This is a genomic window from Pseudomonas sp. (assembly GCF_030684895.1).
GTDB lineage: Bacteria > Pseudomonadota > Gammaproteobacteria > Pseudomonadales > Pseudomonadaceae > Aquipseudomonas.
Map to the genome: position 1 here is coordinate 23120 of NZ_JAUXXP010000080.1, position 15982 is coordinate 39101.

The 15982-nt window shown below is 61.3% G+C and carries 14 protein-coding genes; 3 read left to right on the top strand and 11 right to left on the bottom strand.

The window, feature by feature from the left end; all coding sequences use genetic code 11:
- Nucleotides 1-81 precede the first annotated feature (81 nt).
- The 3 genes from Q8M42_RS17465 to flgA form a co-directional block, all read right to left on the bottom strand.
- Nucleotides 82-549: a flagella synthesis protein FlgN gene (locus Q8M42_RS17465; protein WP_304870555.1), complete on the bottom strand. Its 468-nt coding sequence runs from the start codon at nt 547-549 to the stop codon at nt 82-84.
- Nucleotides 550-634: 85 nt separating this feature from the next.
- On the bottom strand, nt 635-979 hold the full coding sequence (gene flgM / locus Q8M42_RS17470; RefSeq protein ID WP_275961153.1) for a flagellar biosynthesis anti-sigma factor FlgM: 345 nt from the start codon (nt 977-979) through the stop codon (nt 635-637).
- A 157-nt stretch (nt 980-1136) separates the two neighbouring features.
- A complete protein-coding gene (flgA, locus tag Q8M42_RS17475) occupies nt 1137-1895 on the bottom strand; it encodes a flagellar basal body P-ring formation chaperone FlgA (protein WP_304870552.1) in 759 nt (252 codons plus the stop codon).
- Between the two features lie 73 nt (nt 1896-1968).
- On the opposite strand from flgA, the gene Q8M42_RS17480 reads away from it, so the two are divergent.
- Both Q8M42_RS17480 and cheR read left to right on the top strand, forming a co-directional pair.
- Nucleotides 1969-2901 (top strand): chemotaxis protein CheV, encoded by a 933-nt coding sequence (locus Q8M42_RS17480; RefSeq protein WP_269380457.1) that lies wholly within the window; start codon nt 1969-1971, stop codon nt 2899-2901.
- 44 nt (nt 2902-2945) lie between these two features.
- A complete protein-coding gene (gene cheR / locus Q8M42_RS17485) occupies nt 2946-3773 on the top strand; it encodes a protein-glutamate O-methyltransferase CheR (RefSeq protein WP_160015726.1) in 828 nt (275 codons plus the stop codon).
- Nucleotides 3774-3845: 72 nt separating this feature from the next.
- Here the strand turns inward: cheR and Q8M42_RS17490 are convergent, their stop codons facing one another.
- Nucleotides 3846-6929: a transglycosylase domain-containing protein gene (locus tag Q8M42_RS17490; protein WP_304870609.1), complete on the bottom strand. Its 3084-nt coding sequence runs from the start codon at nt 6927-6929 to the stop codon at nt 3846-3848.
- A 301-nt stretch (nt 6930-7230) separates the two neighbouring features.
- On the opposite strand from Q8M42_RS17490, the gene Q8M42_RS17495 reads away from it, so the two are divergent.
- On the top strand, nt 7231-7917 hold the full coding sequence (locus Q8M42_RS17495) for a bifunctional 2-polyprenyl-6-hydroxyphenol methylase/3-demethylubiquinol 3-O-methyltransferase UbiG (RefSeq protein ID WP_304870547.1): 687 nt from the start codon (nt 7231-7233) through the stop codon (nt 7915-7917).
- Nucleotides 7918-7935: 18 nt separating this feature from the next.
- On the opposite strand, the gene Q8M42_RS17500 is transcribed toward Q8M42_RS17495, so the two are convergent.
- From Q8M42_RS17500 to metR, 7 genes are all read right to left on the bottom strand, one after another.
- Nucleotides 7936-8265, bottom strand: coding sequence for a DHCW motif cupin fold protein (locus Q8M42_RS17500; protein WP_304870545.1), 330 nt, complete (start codon nt 8263-8265; stop codon nt 7936-7938).
- Between the two features lie 24 nt (nt 8266-8289).
- Entirely contained in the window at nt 8290-9030 is a 741-nt protein-coding gene (locus Q8M42_RS17505; protein WP_304870544.1) for a glutathione S-transferase family protein, read from the bottom strand.
- A gap of 130 nt (nt 9031-9160) precedes the next feature.
- Nucleotides 9161-12307, bottom strand: coding sequence for an efflux RND transporter permease subunit (locus Q8M42_RS17510; protein ID WP_304870542.1), 3147 nt, complete (start codon nt 12305-12307; stop codon nt 9161-9163).
- 1 nt (nt 12308) lies between these two features.
- Entirely contained in the window at nt 12309-13391 is a 1083-nt protein-coding gene (locus Q8M42_RS17515) for an efflux RND transporter periplasmic adaptor subunit (protein ID WP_304870540.1), read from the bottom strand.
- A 6-nt stretch (nt 13392-13397) separates the two neighbouring features.
- Nucleotides 13398-14066: a TetR/AcrR family transcriptional regulator gene (locus Q8M42_RS17520; RefSeq protein WP_304870538.1), complete on the bottom strand. Its 669-nt coding sequence runs from the start codon at nt 14064-14066 to the stop codon at nt 13398-13400.
- 105 nt (nt 14067-14171) lie between these two features.
- Nucleotides 14172-14939, bottom strand: coding sequence for an ABC transporter substrate-binding protein (locus Q8M42_RS17525; protein WP_304870536.1), 768 nt, complete (start codon nt 14937-14939; stop codon nt 14172-14174).
- Nucleotides 14940-14975: 36 nt separating this feature from the next.
- Nucleotides 14976-15896 carry a transcriptional regulator MetR gene (metR, locus tag Q8M42_RS17530; protein WP_305285036.1) on the bottom strand — a complete coding sequence of 307 codons (921 nt, stop codon included), beginning with the start codon at nt 15894-15896 and terminating at the stop codon, nt 14976-14978.
- Nucleotides 15897-15982: the final 86 nt, after the last annotated feature.

Consider the following 15982-nt stretch of genomic DNA (forward strand, 5'->3'; position numbering starts at 1 on the left):
GGTCCATAACTCTCCGAGCAAATGCTATGGCACTAGCATACTGGCAATATGACAGTATGTCCCCTGTGCCTTTTATAGGTTTCAGGCCTGGCTGAGCGGGCGCTGCTGGCCGATTCTAGCGGCACTGCCGCGGCTGTCATAGAGGCTCGGCGTCTCGTTGCCACGCAGAATGCCGAGCATGCTGTTGGCCGAGGCCTGGCTGGAGCGAATCAGCCGGCCATTACGCAGGTTGGCCGTTTGGCAGCGTTCCAGTAGGGCGTTGAGTTGATCGCCGCGCTCCAGCAGCAATTCGCCTTGGGTGGACTGTGCGGCAAGCGCTTGCAGGCCGGTGCGGTCGGGGCTGAGGTTAAGGCTGGTAAGCAGTTGGCTGCGCTCTTTGCCGTGCTGGTCGAGCAGGGTTAGTAGCGGCAGTTTTTCCGTCAGGATGCTTTGCAGGCGGGGGAGGTCGCGGTCACTGAGGGCTTGGAATTCGGTGTCGATCAATTCAAGCAACTGCTCGGCGGTGCCGATATCGTTGGTGAACAGTTCAAGCAGGCTGGTGTCGTGCATTGCGGGCTCTTCGGGGTAACAGACGCTGCAGGGTGTGTCGTGCAGTGTCTATTGGGCGGCCAATTACCCCAGCGTAGCCCGGTGACTAGCGCTGGGATTCGAAATTAAGCAGTTTGCTGGCAACGCGCTGGCTATCGACTTGATAACTGCCGTCTTCGATCGCCTGCTTGAGCTGGGCGACGCGTTCTTTATTGACGGTCGGCTGATCGCGCAGCTTTTCGCTGACTTTTTGCAACTGTTGGGCCTCGCGGCTCAGCTGTACCGACTCGCCGCTTTTGCCGGCTTGTTGCGCCTGCTCGGCGGGGCTGGGTACGTTGCCAGGTTGTTTACCGCCGATGGCTTCGTTCTGGCCACCTGCCTGCGCACTGCCGGCCCGCCCCGAATTGGCTGGCGATGCGGCATTGTTGAGCCGGTTGATGTCAATGACCATGATGCAAAACCTCGAACAGTGTTTGGACGCTTGCCTAGCTTGTCGGCATTGCCCTGAAAAACTTTAGGGCAAAAAAGTGTGCGTCAGGTAACAGTCTAAACACAGTGTGGATAATCGTCAGCTCACCAAGTGCACAAAGTTAAAACAAGAATCATGCCTACATCGCCACTTCAACCTGTCCAGGCCCAACTACACGAGCCCGGATCACCCGGTTGGAGCGTTGGTTACGCACGCTGATCTGCTTGCCAATCGTGCCGTCCGACAAGGCTTCGCCCGGCATGCGCACACTAATACCACCGCTGCGGGCGCTGATCACTACCTGATCACCTTTGCGTATGGCCTCGGCTGCTTGCACATGAATCGGCGCAAGCACCTGATCGGGTAACAGTGGTCGCGTCAATTTTTTGCCGATTGCCTGCTTAAGGGCTGTGAGATAGCCCTGGTTGAGCAGGCCAACATCCCGCTCGGCTAACACCACATCCATCTCCGTCAGCAGATTGTCGCGTTTCAGCGGGCGACTGGCGATCACCACTTCGCGGTACAGGCGCACTTGCCCAGGTACAAAAACTGTCCAGGGTGCATCACCGTCACAGCGTACGCGCAAGGTCACCCGGCCAATCGGCTCGGCAGGGCTTTCCAGAGTGGTAGTCAACGGCTGCGGGCACAGCGGCAGGCGCAGGCGGGGGTCGAGTCGGTTGATTTGAATCTCATGGCGGCCAGCGATGTTGCTACGCTGTAAATAATCGCTCACCGCTTGCTCAAGAAAAACTTCGCCAGCGCCGATAAGTTGTTCAGGCCGCGTGGCGTTGGCTGTTGCCAAGGCGCTATAGCCGAGTGCCAGCAAAGCGGGTACAACTGCCAGCCAGTAGCGGCATTTTGCCAGTGAGTGTCGGTTAGTTGTCGTTTCAGTGTTCATATGGGTTGGATAGCAAGGCGCGTGCCGCCTGCTACGCTGACAGCAATCTGTTACTCAAATAAGGAGTTTGGGTATGGCCGGTGTGATGGATTCGGTTAACCAGCGAACTCAGTTGGTTGGACAGAATCGTTTGGAGTTGTTGCTGTTTCGTCTGAACAGCAACCAGCTGTATGGGATTAACGTATTCAAGGTGAAAGAGGTGCTGCAATGCCCGAAGCTCACCATCATGCCGAAATCCAGTCCGGTCGTTCGCGGTGTCGCCAATATCCGTGGCGGTACTATCCCGATTCTTGATTTGTCCATGGCTACCGGCAGCGCGCCGCTGGCTAATATCGACAACAGCTTCGTCATCATCACTGAATACAACACCAAGGTTCAGGGCTTTCTGGTGCACTCGGTCGAGCGCATCGTCAACATGAACTGGGAGTCAATTCATCCGCCACCCAAGGGCACAGGGCGTGACCATTACCTGACAGCGGTCACCCATTTGGACGACAAGATGGTCGAGATCATCGATGTCGAGAAAATTCTGGCCGAGGTGGCGCCGACATCGGAAGTTATTTCCGAAGGCGTGCTGAATGCCGAGACCCAGGCGCGTGCGGTAAGCAAACGTGTGCTGACCTGCGACGATTCATCGGTGGCGCGTAAGCAGGTTACCCGTTGCTTGGAGACTGTCGGCGTGGAGGTGGTGGCGCTGAATGATGGGCGTCAGGCACTGGATTATCTGAAGGCGATGGTCGAAGAAGGCAAAAATCCTGCAGAGGAGTTTTTGATGCTGATTTCCGACATCGAGATGCCGGAAATGGATGGCTATACGTTGACCGCTGAGATCCGCGCCGATCCGCGCATGCAAAAGCTGCACATCATCCTGCATACTTCGTTATCTGGCGTGTTTAACCAGGCCATGGTGAAGAAGGTGGGCGCGGATGATTTTCTCGCCAAGTTTCGCCCGGATGACCTGGCGGCACGGGTAGCTGACCGCATCAATATCGCGGCAGGGGACTGAGGGCCTGGCCCTCAGTGAATCATATGTTTGTCGAGGCCTCGCGAGTGTCTACAGGTAATTTGGATTTCGAGCAGTTCCGGACTTTCCTGGAAAAAGCCTGCGGCATCCTGCTTGGCACCAACAAGCAGTATCTGGTTTCCAGTCGGCTCAACAAGTTGATGGAGCAGAACAGCATCAAGACTCTGGGTGAGCTGGTGCAGCGCATGCAGAGTCAGCCACGCAGTGGTTTGCGCGAGCAGGTGGTCGATGCCATGACCACCAATGAAACCCTGTGGTTTCGCGACACCTATCCGTTCGAGGTGCTGAAAAACCGCGTGCTGCCGGAGATGATCAAGGCCAGCCCGGGTCAGCGTCTGCGCATCTGGTCGGCCGCTTGCTCCTCCGGGCAGGAACCCTACTCGCTGTCGATGACCATCGATGAGTTCGAGAAGACCAATATCGGTCAGCTCAAGGGCGGTTTGCAGATTGTTGCCACCGACCTCTCGCCGACCATGCTGATCAATTGCAAATCCGGTGAGTACGACAGTCTGGCGATGGGCCGCGGGCTTTCCCAGGAGCGTCTGCAGCGCTATTTCGACCCCAAGGGGCCGGGGCGCTGGGTGGTCAAGCCGGCGATTCGTAGCCGCATTGAGTTCCGCCCGCTAAACCTGCTGGACAGTTATGCCAGCCTGGGCAAGTTCGATGTGGTGTTCTGCCGTAACGTGCTGATCTACTTCTCGGCTGAAGTGAAGAAGGACATCCTCACGCGCATTCATGCGATGTTGAAGCCGGGCGGTTATCTGTTCCTCGGCGCTTCTGAAGCACTCAATGGCCTGCCTAACCACTACCAGATGGTGCAGTGCAGCCCAGGGATCATCTACAAGGCGAAGTAATAGTTGCAGGGTTGAATAAAACGGGAGGCCACTGGCCTCCCGTTTTTATTGCGGGCAGTTTTTATTTCGACCCTACAAGGTTCTGGCCTGAACCGCAGGCGTAGGCGGCAGACATTGGCTGTGGGTATCCGGCTCAAGGTAGGGCAGCAGAATCGGCGCCATGCCTTTGAGTACCTGCACCGGCAGCGCTGAGGTGAAACGGAAGCTTTCTGCGGCGCGGCCAGGGACGAAAGCGGTAAGGGTGCCGTAGTGGCGTGGGCCGAGGTAGAAGACAAAGGTTGCGGTGCGGTTCATCGCCCGCGAGCTGAGTACCCGGCCACCGGCGCCGACGGTTTCGATGCGGTTATCGCCGGTGCCGGTTTTGCCGCCGACCTTGAGCGGTTGGCCGTCGGCCTGGGTAAAGCTGCCCAGCAAGCGCCGTGCGGTGCCGGCCTCAACCACATCGGCGAGGGCACTGCGCAGCGCCGCTGCGACTTCCGAGGCCATCACCCGCTTGCCCTCGGTATGTTCGCGTACCACCAGGGTGTCATAGGGCGTATCGGCGGCAAAGTGCAGACTGTCGATGCGTGCGGTGGGTTGCCGAATACCGTCGTTCTGGATAATTCCGACCAGCTCGGCCAGCGCAGCCGGGCGATCACCGGAGCTGCCGATGGCTGTGGCCAGCGACGGCACCAAGTGAGCGAAGGGATAGCCGAGGTTCTGCCAGCGCCGGTGAATGTCGAGGAAGGCCTCCACCTCCAACATGATGCGGATACGACTGTCGCGGGCGCTCTTGTGGCGGCTGCGGAACAGCCAGCCGTAGACTTCCTGGCGTTCGTCCTGGCTGGCGGCAACCGCATTGCTGAAGGTGGCTTGTGGTTGTTCGATCAGGTAGCCCAGCAGCCATAACTCAAGCGGGTGGACGCGGGCGATATAGCCTTGGTCAGGCAAGTTGTAAGCCCCCGGGCCGTAATTTTTATACAGTTCGCTTATGCGTTTATCGCTGAGTTTTTCCTGGGGCAAGTATTTGTGCAGGAAGGCGGCGAAGCTGGCTTCGTCAGCATGTGGCATCAGGTAGCGGTGCACGGCGGCGAGGCGCACTGAGGTGTGGCGCAGGCCATTGAGAAAGGTGTCCAGGCGCTGTTGCTCGGGCTGGCCCTGGTATTTGCGCCAGAAGCGCAGCAGGAAGGTGGTGCCCTCACGGTCGGCGAAGTCTTGCAGATAGGCCTGGCGGCGCGGGTCCTTGTCGTCCTTGAGTAGCTCGGCGCTGTTGTTCGGGCCCTGGTAGGTGCTGTAGCGCACCAGGTCGCGCATCAGGCGGATAAACGGCAGATTCAGCGACTCGCGCAAGGCTTCACGCATGCTGGCGATGCGCTGGTTGTCTTCGCGGCGGAAGTTGCTAAAGGTGTGGATGCCACCGCCCGTGAAGAAGCGCTCGCCTGGGCTGGCAGAATATTTGCGTTCCAGCGCGGCATCCAGCATGGCCGACAGGCTGGCGTTGGGCGTGCTTTGCAGGTAATCGACGGCCCAGCGGGTCAGGTTGTCTTCGGCGTTGACTGCGCGCAATTCGCTGGGGCTCTGCCCTGCGTGCCGTTGGTGCAGCTCGGCGATGATTTCCAGGTAAGTGGCCAGCACTCTGAGCTTGGCGGTGGAGCCCAGCTCCAGCTTGCTGCCTTCGTTGATATCGAATGGCTGGTCGGTACTGTCGGTCTGCACCCGCACCACGCTGCCGTTACTGGTGCGCTCGAACAGGGTGAAGCTGTAGCGCACGTCGGCGGTTTTTTCCGGCGACAGCAGGCGCTCGCCAAACAGGCCGATCTTGCCGGCAAATTCCGGGTCGGCCAATTGCTGCAGGTAGTGGCTGGCGGCTTGCTGCAGCTCGTTGTTCAGCGTGCTGGTGGCGCTCAGGTCGAGGCGATCCAGGTCATACAGCGGCATATTGAGCATGGCTGACAGGCGCGCCCGCGAGACGCTGATGCCCTTGTTGTTGTCCACCGGCTGCAGGTTGGGCTCCAGTGCCCAGTCACGGTAGGTGAGTGGTTGCTGCAGGGCGGCATCGCGCAGCGCTGTATCGATCAGGCCGCCACCCGCGAGCAAACGGATATGGCTATCGGTCAGTTCGGCCAGGTCATTGCGGCCCTGGGCCAGGTAATAGGACGGACGGCGTTGGGCAATCATCAGGGCCAGCACTTGGCGCAGTGCCAGGCCGCGCTCGGCCAGGCTGGCATCCGGCGAGCGCGCCGGGTCGAGCAGCAGATTGACCCGGGCGAAGTCCGCGCCGAACCAGATGCGCAGACCATCGGCCAGGCCATGCACCTCGCCATGCCCGGGGGCGGCGGAGAGCGGCACGCTGTTGAGGTAGTCGCGCACGATATTTTCCCGCGCGGCCAGTGTCTGCGGGCCGCTCTGGTAGGCGCGCACACTGGCGGAGAGCATCTGCCGCAGTTTCTCCGTACCCGATAACGTCAGGCCGTCCGGTGAGTGGCGGTATTTCTCCAGCTGGGTGGCCAGGGTGCTGCCGCCTGCAGACTGGTCTTGCATATCCAGCAGCTTGCCGACCTGGGAAATGGCCGCCATCACAAAGCGTGGCCAGTCCACTGCCGGGTTGGCCAGGGGGTGTTCAGGATCAAGCAACTTGCGGTTTTCGATAAACAGCAGGCTGCCGGCCACCAGCGGCGGGATGGCGTTAAAGCTTGGGTAGCGCTGTTGTGGGTAGCGGAACTCATAGAAGGGCGTACCGCTGCAGTCACTGATGCGCAGGCCGCTTTGGATCTTCTCCGGGTAGGGTACAAACAGGCCGCGCTGGGCATAGTCGAGCAGGGCGGGAGAGAACTGCGCCTGTTGCTGCACGGTAAAGCCACGTTGATCGAGGCGTTCCAGCATCAAGGGCAGGTAGGTGTAGCCCTGGCGTTTATCGAAGGGGCCTTCCTTGGGGTAGATGATCGACGGGCTGGGCCCCGGCTTGACCCGGTAACTGAGGGTTTGCGCGTAGCGGCTGAGTTCCTGAGCCTGAAAGCGTGAGGTGCGTACTTCCTCGACAAGCCAAAAGCCGGCGGCGATGCACAGCAGTAGAAAGAGCAGCCAGAAGGTGACCTTCAGTTTACTGGTGCGCTTGCGCCGGCTGGGTTGTTCGCCGGCTGGCAGGGTGGTGATGTCGAGTTGCCAAGGTGCGCCCATATTCATTTAGCCTGATGTACTCATCCATAGGTTTGACAGGTTGCTGAATAACATCAGCGGGCTTGAACACTGAGGTCCTCTCAGCTGGCCACTGTCTGCAGTTTAGCCGCTGGTACATGGGGCAGGCAGGGATGGGCTTGGCAGACAGAGGATTTTTTGCTGATTTTTACGCGCTGGCGCGCTGATTAAGTGATCAGCGGCAACACAGATATGCGCTAACTGGCGCAGGATTGCCCCTGGCACTGCGTGTGTAGGCAGATTGCTAGAATTTAGCCATGACGGAACAGGCGACGAGTGAGCTATGCAACGCGACCATCGGGAGCAACTCAACCTCAGCTGGCAGGCTAATGCCGATGCCTGGACGGCGGCGGTGCGCGAGAAGCGCATCGAAAGCCGCCGGCTGGTGACTGATGCCGCCATCGTTCAAGCGATTCTCGCCTTGGCGCCCAAGCGTGTGCTTGATCTGGGCTGTGGCGAGGGCTGGTTGTGCCGTGGGCTGGTCGAGCATGGCATTGAGGCGGTCGGTGTGGATGCCTCTGCGCCGCTGATTGCTGTGGCGCAGCAGGCGGCTACAGGTACTTCGCAGTACCGCGTCTGCGGTTATGCCGAGCTGGAAAGCCAGGCCGCGCAGCTGGGGCGTTTCGATACGCTGGTGGGCAATTTCGCCCTGTTGGAAGAGCCCCTGGCGCCAACCTTGAATGCCCTGCATGGCTTGCTGGCAGAAGATGGTCGGCTGCTGATTCAGACCCTGCACCCCTGGCGCGCCTGCAATGACGCGGGTTATCGCGATGGTTGGCGGGTGGAAACCTTTGCCGGCTTCGGTGAGGGCTTTGCCCAGCCGATGCCCTGGTTCTTCCGCACGCTGGAGTCCTGGCTGGGCCTGTTCAGCGAAACCGGCTGGCGCCTGCAGTGGTTGCAGGAGCCGTTGCACCCGGAGAGCGAGCAGCCGGTGTCGCTGTTGATGCTGCTGAGTTCCGAGCGCAACTGATCCGGCCTGATAAAGCCTTCAGTCGACGATAAACAGCCGTGCCCCGCTGGTGGTGGATGAGCGATGGGCCTCGGCCTGATCGGCGACCTGATAGCTCATGCCGGCCGTCATCACAAAGCGCCGACCATCTTCCAGCTCGGTGTGCAGTTCGCCTTCCAGGCACAGCAGGATGTGGCCCTTCTGGCACCAGTGATCGGCCAGGTAGCCGGCGCTGTACTCGACCATGCGTACGCGGATACTGCCAAACACCTGGGTGCGCCAGTAGGCCATGCCGGTTTCGCCGGCATGTTCGCTACGTTCGACCTGGCTCCAGTCGGTGATGCCAAAGGGAATATCGCTGATGTTCATGGGCTCATCCTTTAATCGGGTCAATCAGTTGCGGCGCTGACGGTCTTCGGCATAGCGGCGCAGTACCCACTGGCCGGCCGGATGGGCGTGCAGTTCATCGAGAAAGGCCTGGGTCTTGGCATCATGTCCAGCGATACCGGCCCACGGCGTGCCGGCGGGGGTGAACAACGGGGCGAACAGCGCGGCGGCGCTGATATCGGCCAGGGTCAGTTGCTCACCGACCAGATAGCGTGATGGATCGCCGTGGATGCGCGATTCGATCAACGCCAAGCCTTCGAGCAATTCGGCCTGGGATTTCGCCACGCGCGGCGGGGTCACGCCATACAGGCGCTGCACACCGTTGATCAGCACCGGCTTCATCAGGTCGCGCAGGCCCAGCAGCGGGCGATAGACCTTGAGCATGGCGTGCATCACCGAGTCCCACTGCTTGATCTGGCCATACAGCCAACGGCGCACGTGCACGCCCAGGCGGTCGAACTGTTCTTCCAGCTCCAGTACTTCGGCGCGTTGCGCGGCATCGGCTGGGAGTAGCGGCTTGTCCGGATAGCGCTGTTCCAGATAGAGGGCGATCTGCGTCGAGTCGCCGATTACCTGCTCGCCATCCTTGAGAATTGGCAGGGTGACGATGTCCGCCAGGCGCTTGCTCTTTAGCCGATGCAGGCCGGGAAAGAGGTTGTCGACCTGAAAGTCGAGGCCCTTGTGGTCCAGGTGCCAGCGGGTTTTTTCGCAGTAGTGGGAAATCGGAAACTGATAAAGCGTGCGCATGGTCGGCCCTCGGCAATGGTGCGCCGAGTGTACGGGCTGTTGCGCCGACTACCCAGTCGCAACCGGCAGTCCAGGCTTTCGTTGGGGGAGGGTACGTACACCCAGGCCATTGCTGACCTGGGCGTGCGGTTTACGGTGTACGTTGCAGCTCGGTCTTACCGGTGGCACTGGCCAGCAGATGTTCCGGCAAGTCGAGCAGGTCGTCATCGAAGGTTTCCAGCGGCGGCGGGCGCCGCTCGAAGCGCGAGCCGAGCACCAGCAGGCAGGGGGTCAGCAGCAGGGTAAGTACGGTGGCGAAGCTCAGGCCGCCGGCAATCGCGCTGGACAGCTGGGTCCACCATTGGGTTGACGGCGCGCCAAAGCCCAGGCTTGGGGTGAGCAGGTCGACGTTGACTCCGATCACCATCGGCACCAGGCCGAGTACCGTGGTCACGGCGGTCAGCAGTACCGGGCGCAGACGCAGGCTGCCGGTTTCCAGCGCTGCTTCGCGCGGCTCCAAACCCTGGCGGCGCAGCTGGTTGTAGGTGTCGATCAGAATGATGTTGTTGTTCACCACGATGCCCGCCAGGGCGATCAGGCCCATGCCGACCATGACGATGCCGAACGACTGGCCGTTGACCAGCAAACCCATCAGCACCCCGGCGGTGGACAGCACGATGGCCGAGAGCACCAGCAGCGCCTGATAGATGCTGTTGAACTGGGTCACCAGGATGATAAACATCAGGAAGATCGCCACCGCAAAGGCGGTGCCGAGGAAGGTCGCCGCTTCACGCTGGTCGGCATCTTCGCCGGCGAACTTCACCTGCACATCGCTGGACACCTCGCCCATGGCCTCACGCAGGGCTTGCAGGCGTTCGTCCAGGCGTGCGCCTTCGGCAATGTCGGCCTGCAGGGTGATGGTGCGATTGCCGTCGACCCGGCGCAGGGTGCCGACCTTGGGCGCCTGTTGCAGGGAGACGAAGTTGCTTAGCGGAATCTGCCCGGCCGGGGTTTTCAGGGTCAGGCGGCCGAGTTGGTCGAGGGAGCGCCAGTTGGCTGGCAAACGCACGCGGATATCCACTTCATCGGTGGCGTCTTCCGGGCGATAGGTGGCCAGCTTCAGACCATTGGTGACCATCTGCACCGCATTGCCCACGCTCAGCACGTCCGCACCGAAACGCGCGGCCGATTCGCGGTCGACCTTGACCCGCCATTCGATGCCCGGCAGGGCGCGGTCATCTTCGATGTCCTTGAAACCGCCCAGGCGCTGCATGTTGGCGCGTACCTGTTCGACCCATTGATCGGCCTTGGCCGGGTCCAGCGAGCTGATCTGCAGCTTCACTGGCTTGCCGCTGCTCGGGCCTTCTTCCTGTTTGCGGAATTCCAGGACGATGCCGGGGATGTCGGCGGTACGTGTGCTCATGTCCGCGAGAATCTTGCCGGCCGAGCGCCGCTCGTGCCATTCGACGAACTGGAACTGCAGGGTGCCGATTACATCTGCCCCGAGCTGGCCGCCTGGTTGCGCCAGAGAGCGGGCGTACAGCGCCTTGACCTCGCTCATGCCGAGCAGGCGTTTTTCTACTTTCTGCAGCAGCGTGTCCTTTTCCTGTACCGACAGATCACCACGAGCACGTAGCCAGATCTGTGCACTTTCCGGCTCGGTTTCGGGGAAGAATTCCACGCCATGGTTGAAGCGGCCGTAGGCGGTGTAGATCAGTGCAATGACCGCGAGCATGCCGAGCAGGGTCAGCCCGGGGCGCTTCAGCAGCGTACCAAGCAGGCGGCGATAACCGACGGCGCCACGGCCAGGCTGGGTGGCTTGCGGCAGCGGTTGGCCACCAGTGACTGCGCCGAGTACCGGCAGAAATACCAGGGCCATGGCCAGGGAAGCCAGCAGGCAGACGATCACCGTGGCTGGCAGGTATTTCATAAACTGGCCGACCACCCCGGGCCAGAACAGCAACGGCAGAAACACCACCAAGGTGGTGGCGGTGGAAGCGATCACCGGCCAGGCCATTCGCGTGGCGGCGTTGGCCCAGGCCTGGCGTGGCGTCTGCCCCTGATGCAGGTAGCGGTCGGCCAGCTCGGAGACCACGATGGCGCCGTCCACCAGCATGCCGGCCACCAGAATCAGGCTGAACAGCACGACGATATTCAGGGTGAAGCCGAGCATCCAGATCAGCAGGATGCCGGTGAGAAAGGCCCCTGGAATGGTCAGTCCGACTAAGAGAGCCGAGCGCATGCCCATGCTCGCCACCACCAGAATCAGCACCAGCACGATGGCGGTCATGACGTTGTTGAGCAGGTCGCTGAGCATGCTCTGCACCTGCTGCGACTGGTCCATGATGTAGCTGACCTTGAGGCCTTCGGGCAGCAGCGGCTGGGCTTTGACCATCAGCGCCTTGACCTGCTCGATGGTGTCGATGATGTTCGCGCCGCTGCGCTTTGACACCTCCAGCACCACCGCCGGCTGGCCATTGATTCGCGCAAAGCCGGTGGGGTCTTTGAAGGTGCGGTGAATGGTGGCGACATCGCCGAAGGTCACTACGCTGTTGCCCACTACCTTGATCGGCATGGACAGCACGTCTTCGAGGTTTTCGATCACTCCGGGCACTTTCATGCTCATGCGCCCGGCACCGGTGTCCAGGCTACCGGCGGCGACCAGGCGGTTGTTGCGGCTGACCAGGTTGAACAACTCGTTGTAATCGATGCCGTAGCTGTCGAGCACCTGCGGGTCGACGACGATTTCCAGCAGGTCTTCGCGGTCGCCGCCGATTTCCACCGAGAGCACCTCGGCGATGCCTTCGACGTTTTCTTTCAGGCGTCGGGCGATGTACACCAACTCGGTTTCGGCAATCGGCCCGGACAGGCCAATCGACAGCACTGGAAACAGCGCCACGTTGACTTCATTGACCGTCGGCTCCTCGGCCTCTTCCGGCAGCTTGCTGCGGGCGGTATCGACCTTCTCGCGCACATCGGCAAGGGCCAGCTTGGCATTGAAGCCGGCGTCGAACTCCAGGGTTACCGAGGCATGACCTTCGCTGGCCATGGAACGCATTTCCTTGACCCCTTCGAGGCTGCGCAGCTCCTGCTCCAGGGGACGTACCAGCAGGCGTTCGGCGTCTTCCGGGCTGATCCCCTCAAGGCTCACCGAGACATAGATGATTGGAATGCTGACGTCCGGGTTGGCTTCCTTGGGGATGGCGAAATACGCCGTCAGGCCGCCAAGCATCAGAAACAGCAGCAACAACAGGCTGGTGCGACTACGGTCCAGCGCCGCAGCGATCAGGCTATGCATATCAGCTGCCCCCTTTGGCCAGCTGGCTGATCACCTGCTGACCCGGCTCGACAAATCCCTGGCCGAGGGTAATCAAGGCCACCTTGTGCGGCAGGCCGCTGACCCAGGCGCCCTGGTTGTCGACGCTGATCAACTGCACCGGGGTGAATTGCACCGTTTGCTCGTCATCGACCCACTTGACGCCATGCCGGCCGGCTTTATCCAGGCTGAGCAGGGCGGGCGACAGGCGATGGGCCAGGGCTTCGCCGGTTTGCACATGCAAGGTCGCGCTGGCACCCGCCAGGCGCAGGGCCTGCGGGTTATCGACCTTGACTTCAATGCGGAAGCTGCGTGAGCCGGGGTCGGCGGCGGCGGCGATAAAATGCAGCTCACCCTGTAATTCACGGCCGTCGAGTAGTTCGACCTTAACCGGCTGCCCCAGCTTGAGCTGGGTGACTTCCTGCTGAGCGATCTGCGCGCTGACCTTGAGCTGGCTGATGTCCACCAGGGTCAGCAGGCTCTGCCCCGGCTGGACGAAATCGCCCAGCTCGACCATGCGCTGGTCATACACCCCGGCAAACGGCGCGCTGATTTGTGTGTTGCTTAGCTGAATACGCGCCAGGTCAAGCTCGGCGCGGGCCTTGGCCAGCTCGCTTTGCAGGCGAATCAGCTCGTTGCTGGAAACCAGGTTGCGTTCACGTAGGCGTTCGGCGGCGCTGGCATCGGCGGCGCGCTGGCGGACATCGGCTTCACCCTTGGCCACCTGGGCTGGGCGGTTGTCCGTGGACAGGCTGAGCAGCAGTTGGCCTTGCTTGACCGGGTTGCCCTTGTCCTGATCCAGACGAATCACCGTGCCGCTGATCTGCGAACGCAATTCGACTCGGCGCCAGGCTTCGATCTGCCCCTGCACCACATGCTGGCGCTGCATCGGGCTGGCTTCCAGCCACTGCACTTCAACCTTGGTCAGGCCCTTTTCCTCTGCAGGCGCATCGGCTGAGGCGGTTTCCTGAGCCTTGAACAGCGAGCCGCTGATCAGCCAGAGCACGAGCAACAGACTGATGGCGATGGCGATCAACCAGGGGCGTTTGGACAGCTGAGTGAACATGGCAGGTTACTCGTGACTATGTGGTTGAGCGGGCGCTTGAGCAAGCAGTTCGGCCGCCTGGGTACGCAGGCCGGCAATGATGAAATCGGTGACGCGGGCAAAGTAATCATCCAGGGCAATCGGCTCGGCCCAGTGGGCAAAGCCACCGGAGGCGATACGCGCCATCACCCCGTTGACGCAGGCTTCGACGCCCCACAACAGGTTCTGGCAGTCGGCCTGGCTCAGTGCCTGGTTGTTCAAGGCAACGCCGAGCATGTCGCTGAAGAACAGCTGGAATTCGCGCTCCATATCGAGGAACTGCTGGCGATACGGGGTTTCCAGGCGCTCCTGAAACTCCGGACGGTCACAGTGCAGGCACAGCTGCGCCTGGATCGGGTTGGCCAGCATCTGCTCGAAGGCGCGGTGGATCACCCGGCGCATGGCGTCCTGCGCGGGGCTGGCGGCATGCAGTTTGCGCAGTTCCAAGAGGTTTTCGCGGCTGAGGTCGAGCACCAGGCGCGCATACAGCGCTTCCTTGCTGGGGAAGTGCTTGTACACCGTGCCTTTGCCGATACCGGCGGCAATCGCCACTTCGGCAATGGTCACGCGGTCCCAGGGCTGCTCGGCAAACAGCTGACGGGCGGCGGCGAGGATGGCGTTCTCGCGTTGTTCGAAGAGTTGATCTTGGTAGCGCATGGAGGTTTATCAGTGGTTGTGACCGGTGGTCATGCTATGACTGTTGGTCACGGCTGGGCAAGCCTGCAGTTGTAACAGGCTTTGCCGTGGTTTGATGCGAGAGGGCTATTCGGGGGCGGCGGGGGTGTTGAACTGCTGCCAGATTTGTGCGTAACGGCCGTTGTCCTTGAGTTCACGCAGGCCCTGGTCGAACAGTTGCTGCAGGCGTTCACTCTCGGGCAACTGGCGGGAGAAGATCAGGTGGTAATCCCAGGCCTCATAGGTTTGTGTGGTGGTCAGGCGTGCCCGCTCCTTGGCGCTGAGCTGATTGAGCACATGGCTGCCCGAGCCTTTGACGATGTCCACCGCATCAATGCGCCCGGCGGCCAGTTTGCGCAGGTTGATCAGCTCATCTCCGCTGGCTTCGTACTGCACCCAGCCGCGCTGTTCGGCTTGTTCCAGCACCGGCATCTTCGCCGAACCCAGTGGAATGCCGATGCGCAGGCCATTGAGCTGCTCGGCTCCGGCTAGGCTACCGTCCCAGGCGATGGGTTTGTCGCGGCGGTAGAACAGCACCACTTCATCGCGATACACCACCGCGGAAAACAGACAGTCGGCCTCGCGTTCCGGCGTACGGCCCCAGATCGCCGAGGCTTGCCAGCGACCCTGCTTGACCTCCGTGTAGGCGCGCTTCCACGGGAAGAAGCCGTATTCCACGCTGACGCCCTGGGTGGCAAAGGCTTCGTTGAGCAACTGCGGCACCACGCCATAGTGCGGCAGCGTCTCACCGATAAAGGGCGGCCATTCGCCGATGGCGATGCGGATCTGTTCCTGACTCTGTGCGGGCTGGCAGAAGCCGACACAAACCAGCAGGGCGGTGAGCAAACGGCGCATGCAGTGCTCGATATTCAGGCGGCGGGTTATGCAAGCTTAGCCGCGTGCCACGCTGACGCCTTCCAGATTGGCGAAGGAGGTGTCCTTGGCGGTCAGCAGAAAATCGCGCATAAACGGCGCATCGAGCATATCGGTGCGGATGCCGGCATACAGGGTGGCGAACAGGCCCTTGTCGCCCAGGCGCTTGGCGGTCACGTAACCGCGCGAGCTGTATTCATGCAGCGCCCAGTTGGGCAGGCCGCACACGCCACGGCCGCTGGCCACCAGCTGCATCATCATCACCGTCAGCTCGGAGGTGCGCACCTGGGCCGGCTCAACATCCGCTGGTTCGAGAAAGCGGGTGAAGATATCCAGGCGGTCGCGGTCCACTGGGTAGGTGATCAGGGTTTCTGTGGCCAGGTCCTGCGGTTTGATGCACGGCTTGCTCGCCAGCGGATGCTGGTTGGCCACGGCCAGCATGGCTTCGTAGGTAAACAGCGGCACATAGGTGATACCGGCCAGCTCCAGTGGATCGCTGGTTACCACCAGGTCGAGATCGCCACGGGCCAGGGCCGGCAACGGAGCGAAGGAGAAACCCGAGGCCAGGTCCAACTCGACTTCCGGCCAGGCATCGCGGAACTGATCGATGGTCGGCATCAGCCACTGGAAGCAGCTGTGGCATTCGATGGCCATATGCAGGCGTCCGGCAGTGCCGCCAGCCAGGCGCGCCAGATCGCGTTCGGCACCGCGCAACAGCGGCAATACCGTGTCGGACAGTTGTAACAAGCGCAGCCCGGCGCTGGTAAAACGCACCGGCTTGGTTTTGCGCACAAACAGCTGCATGCCCAGGCGCTCTTCCAGCTCTTTGAACTGATGCGACAGTGCTGATTGAGTCAGGTGCAGGCGCTCGGCGGCGTCCACCAGGCTTTCGCTTTCGCGCAGGGCATGCAGGGTTTTCAGGTGGCGCAATTCGAGCATGGCGGGCCTCGGCGGGAGGGTAGGGTGGATGACGCTGTTTTCATCCACCATTGGCAAACACGGGCGGTGGTGGATGGATAAAGCGT

Excerpts from the sequence above, each read along its gene's own strand:
- Q8M42_RS17520 (WP_304870538.1), bottom strand. The coding sequence starts at position 14,066 with ATGCGCTACCAAGATCAACTCTTCGAACAACGCGAGAACGCCATCCTC.
- Q8M42_RS17505 (WP_304870544.1), bottom strand. The coding sequence starts at position 9,030 with ATGCGCACGCTTTATCAGTTTCCGATTTCCCACTACTGCGAAAAAACC.
- metR (WP_305285036.1), bottom strand. The coding sequence starts at position 15,896 with ATGCTCGAATTGCGCCACCTGAAAACCCTGCATGCCCTGCGCGAAAGC.
- flgM (WP_275961153.1), bottom strand. The coding sequence starts at position 979 with ATGGTCATTGACATCAACCGGCTCAACAATGCCGCATCGCCAGCCAAT.
- Q8M42_RS17480 (WP_269380457.1), top strand. The coding sequence starts at position 1,969 with ATGGCCGGTGTGATGGATTCGGTTAACCAGCGAACTCAGTTGGTTGGA.
- Q8M42_RS17495 (WP_304870547.1), top strand. The coding sequence starts at position 7,231 with ATGCAACGCGACCATCGGGAGCAACTCAACCTCAGCTGGCAGGCTAAT.
- Q8M42_RS17515 (WP_304870540.1), bottom strand. The coding sequence starts at position 13,391 with ATGTTCACTCAGCTGTCCAAACGCCCCTGGTTGATCGCCATCGCCATC.
- Q8M42_RS17490 (WP_304870609.1), bottom strand. The coding sequence starts at position 6,929 with ATGGGCGCACCTTGGCAACTCGACATCACCACCCTGCCAGCCGGCGAA.
- Q8M42_RS17500 (WP_304870545.1), bottom strand. The coding sequence starts at position 8,265 with ATGAACATCAGCGATATTCCCTTTGGCATCACCGACTGGAGCCAGGTC.
- Q8M42_RS17510 (WP_304870542.1), bottom strand. The coding sequence starts at position 12,307 with ATGCATAGCCTGATCGCTGCGGCGCTGGACCGTAGTCGCACCAGCCTG.
- Q8M42_RS17465 (WP_304870555.1), bottom strand. The coding sequence starts at position 549 with ATGCACGACACCAGCCTGCTTGAACTGTTCACCAACGATATCGGCACC.
- flgA (WP_304870552.1), bottom strand. The coding sequence starts at position 1,895 with ATGAACACTGAAACGACAACTAACCGACACTCACTGGCAAAATGCCGC.
- Q8M42_RS17525 (WP_304870536.1), bottom strand. The coding sequence starts at position 14,939 with ATGCGCCGTTTGCTCACCGCCCTGCTGGTTTGTGTCGGCTTCTGCCAG.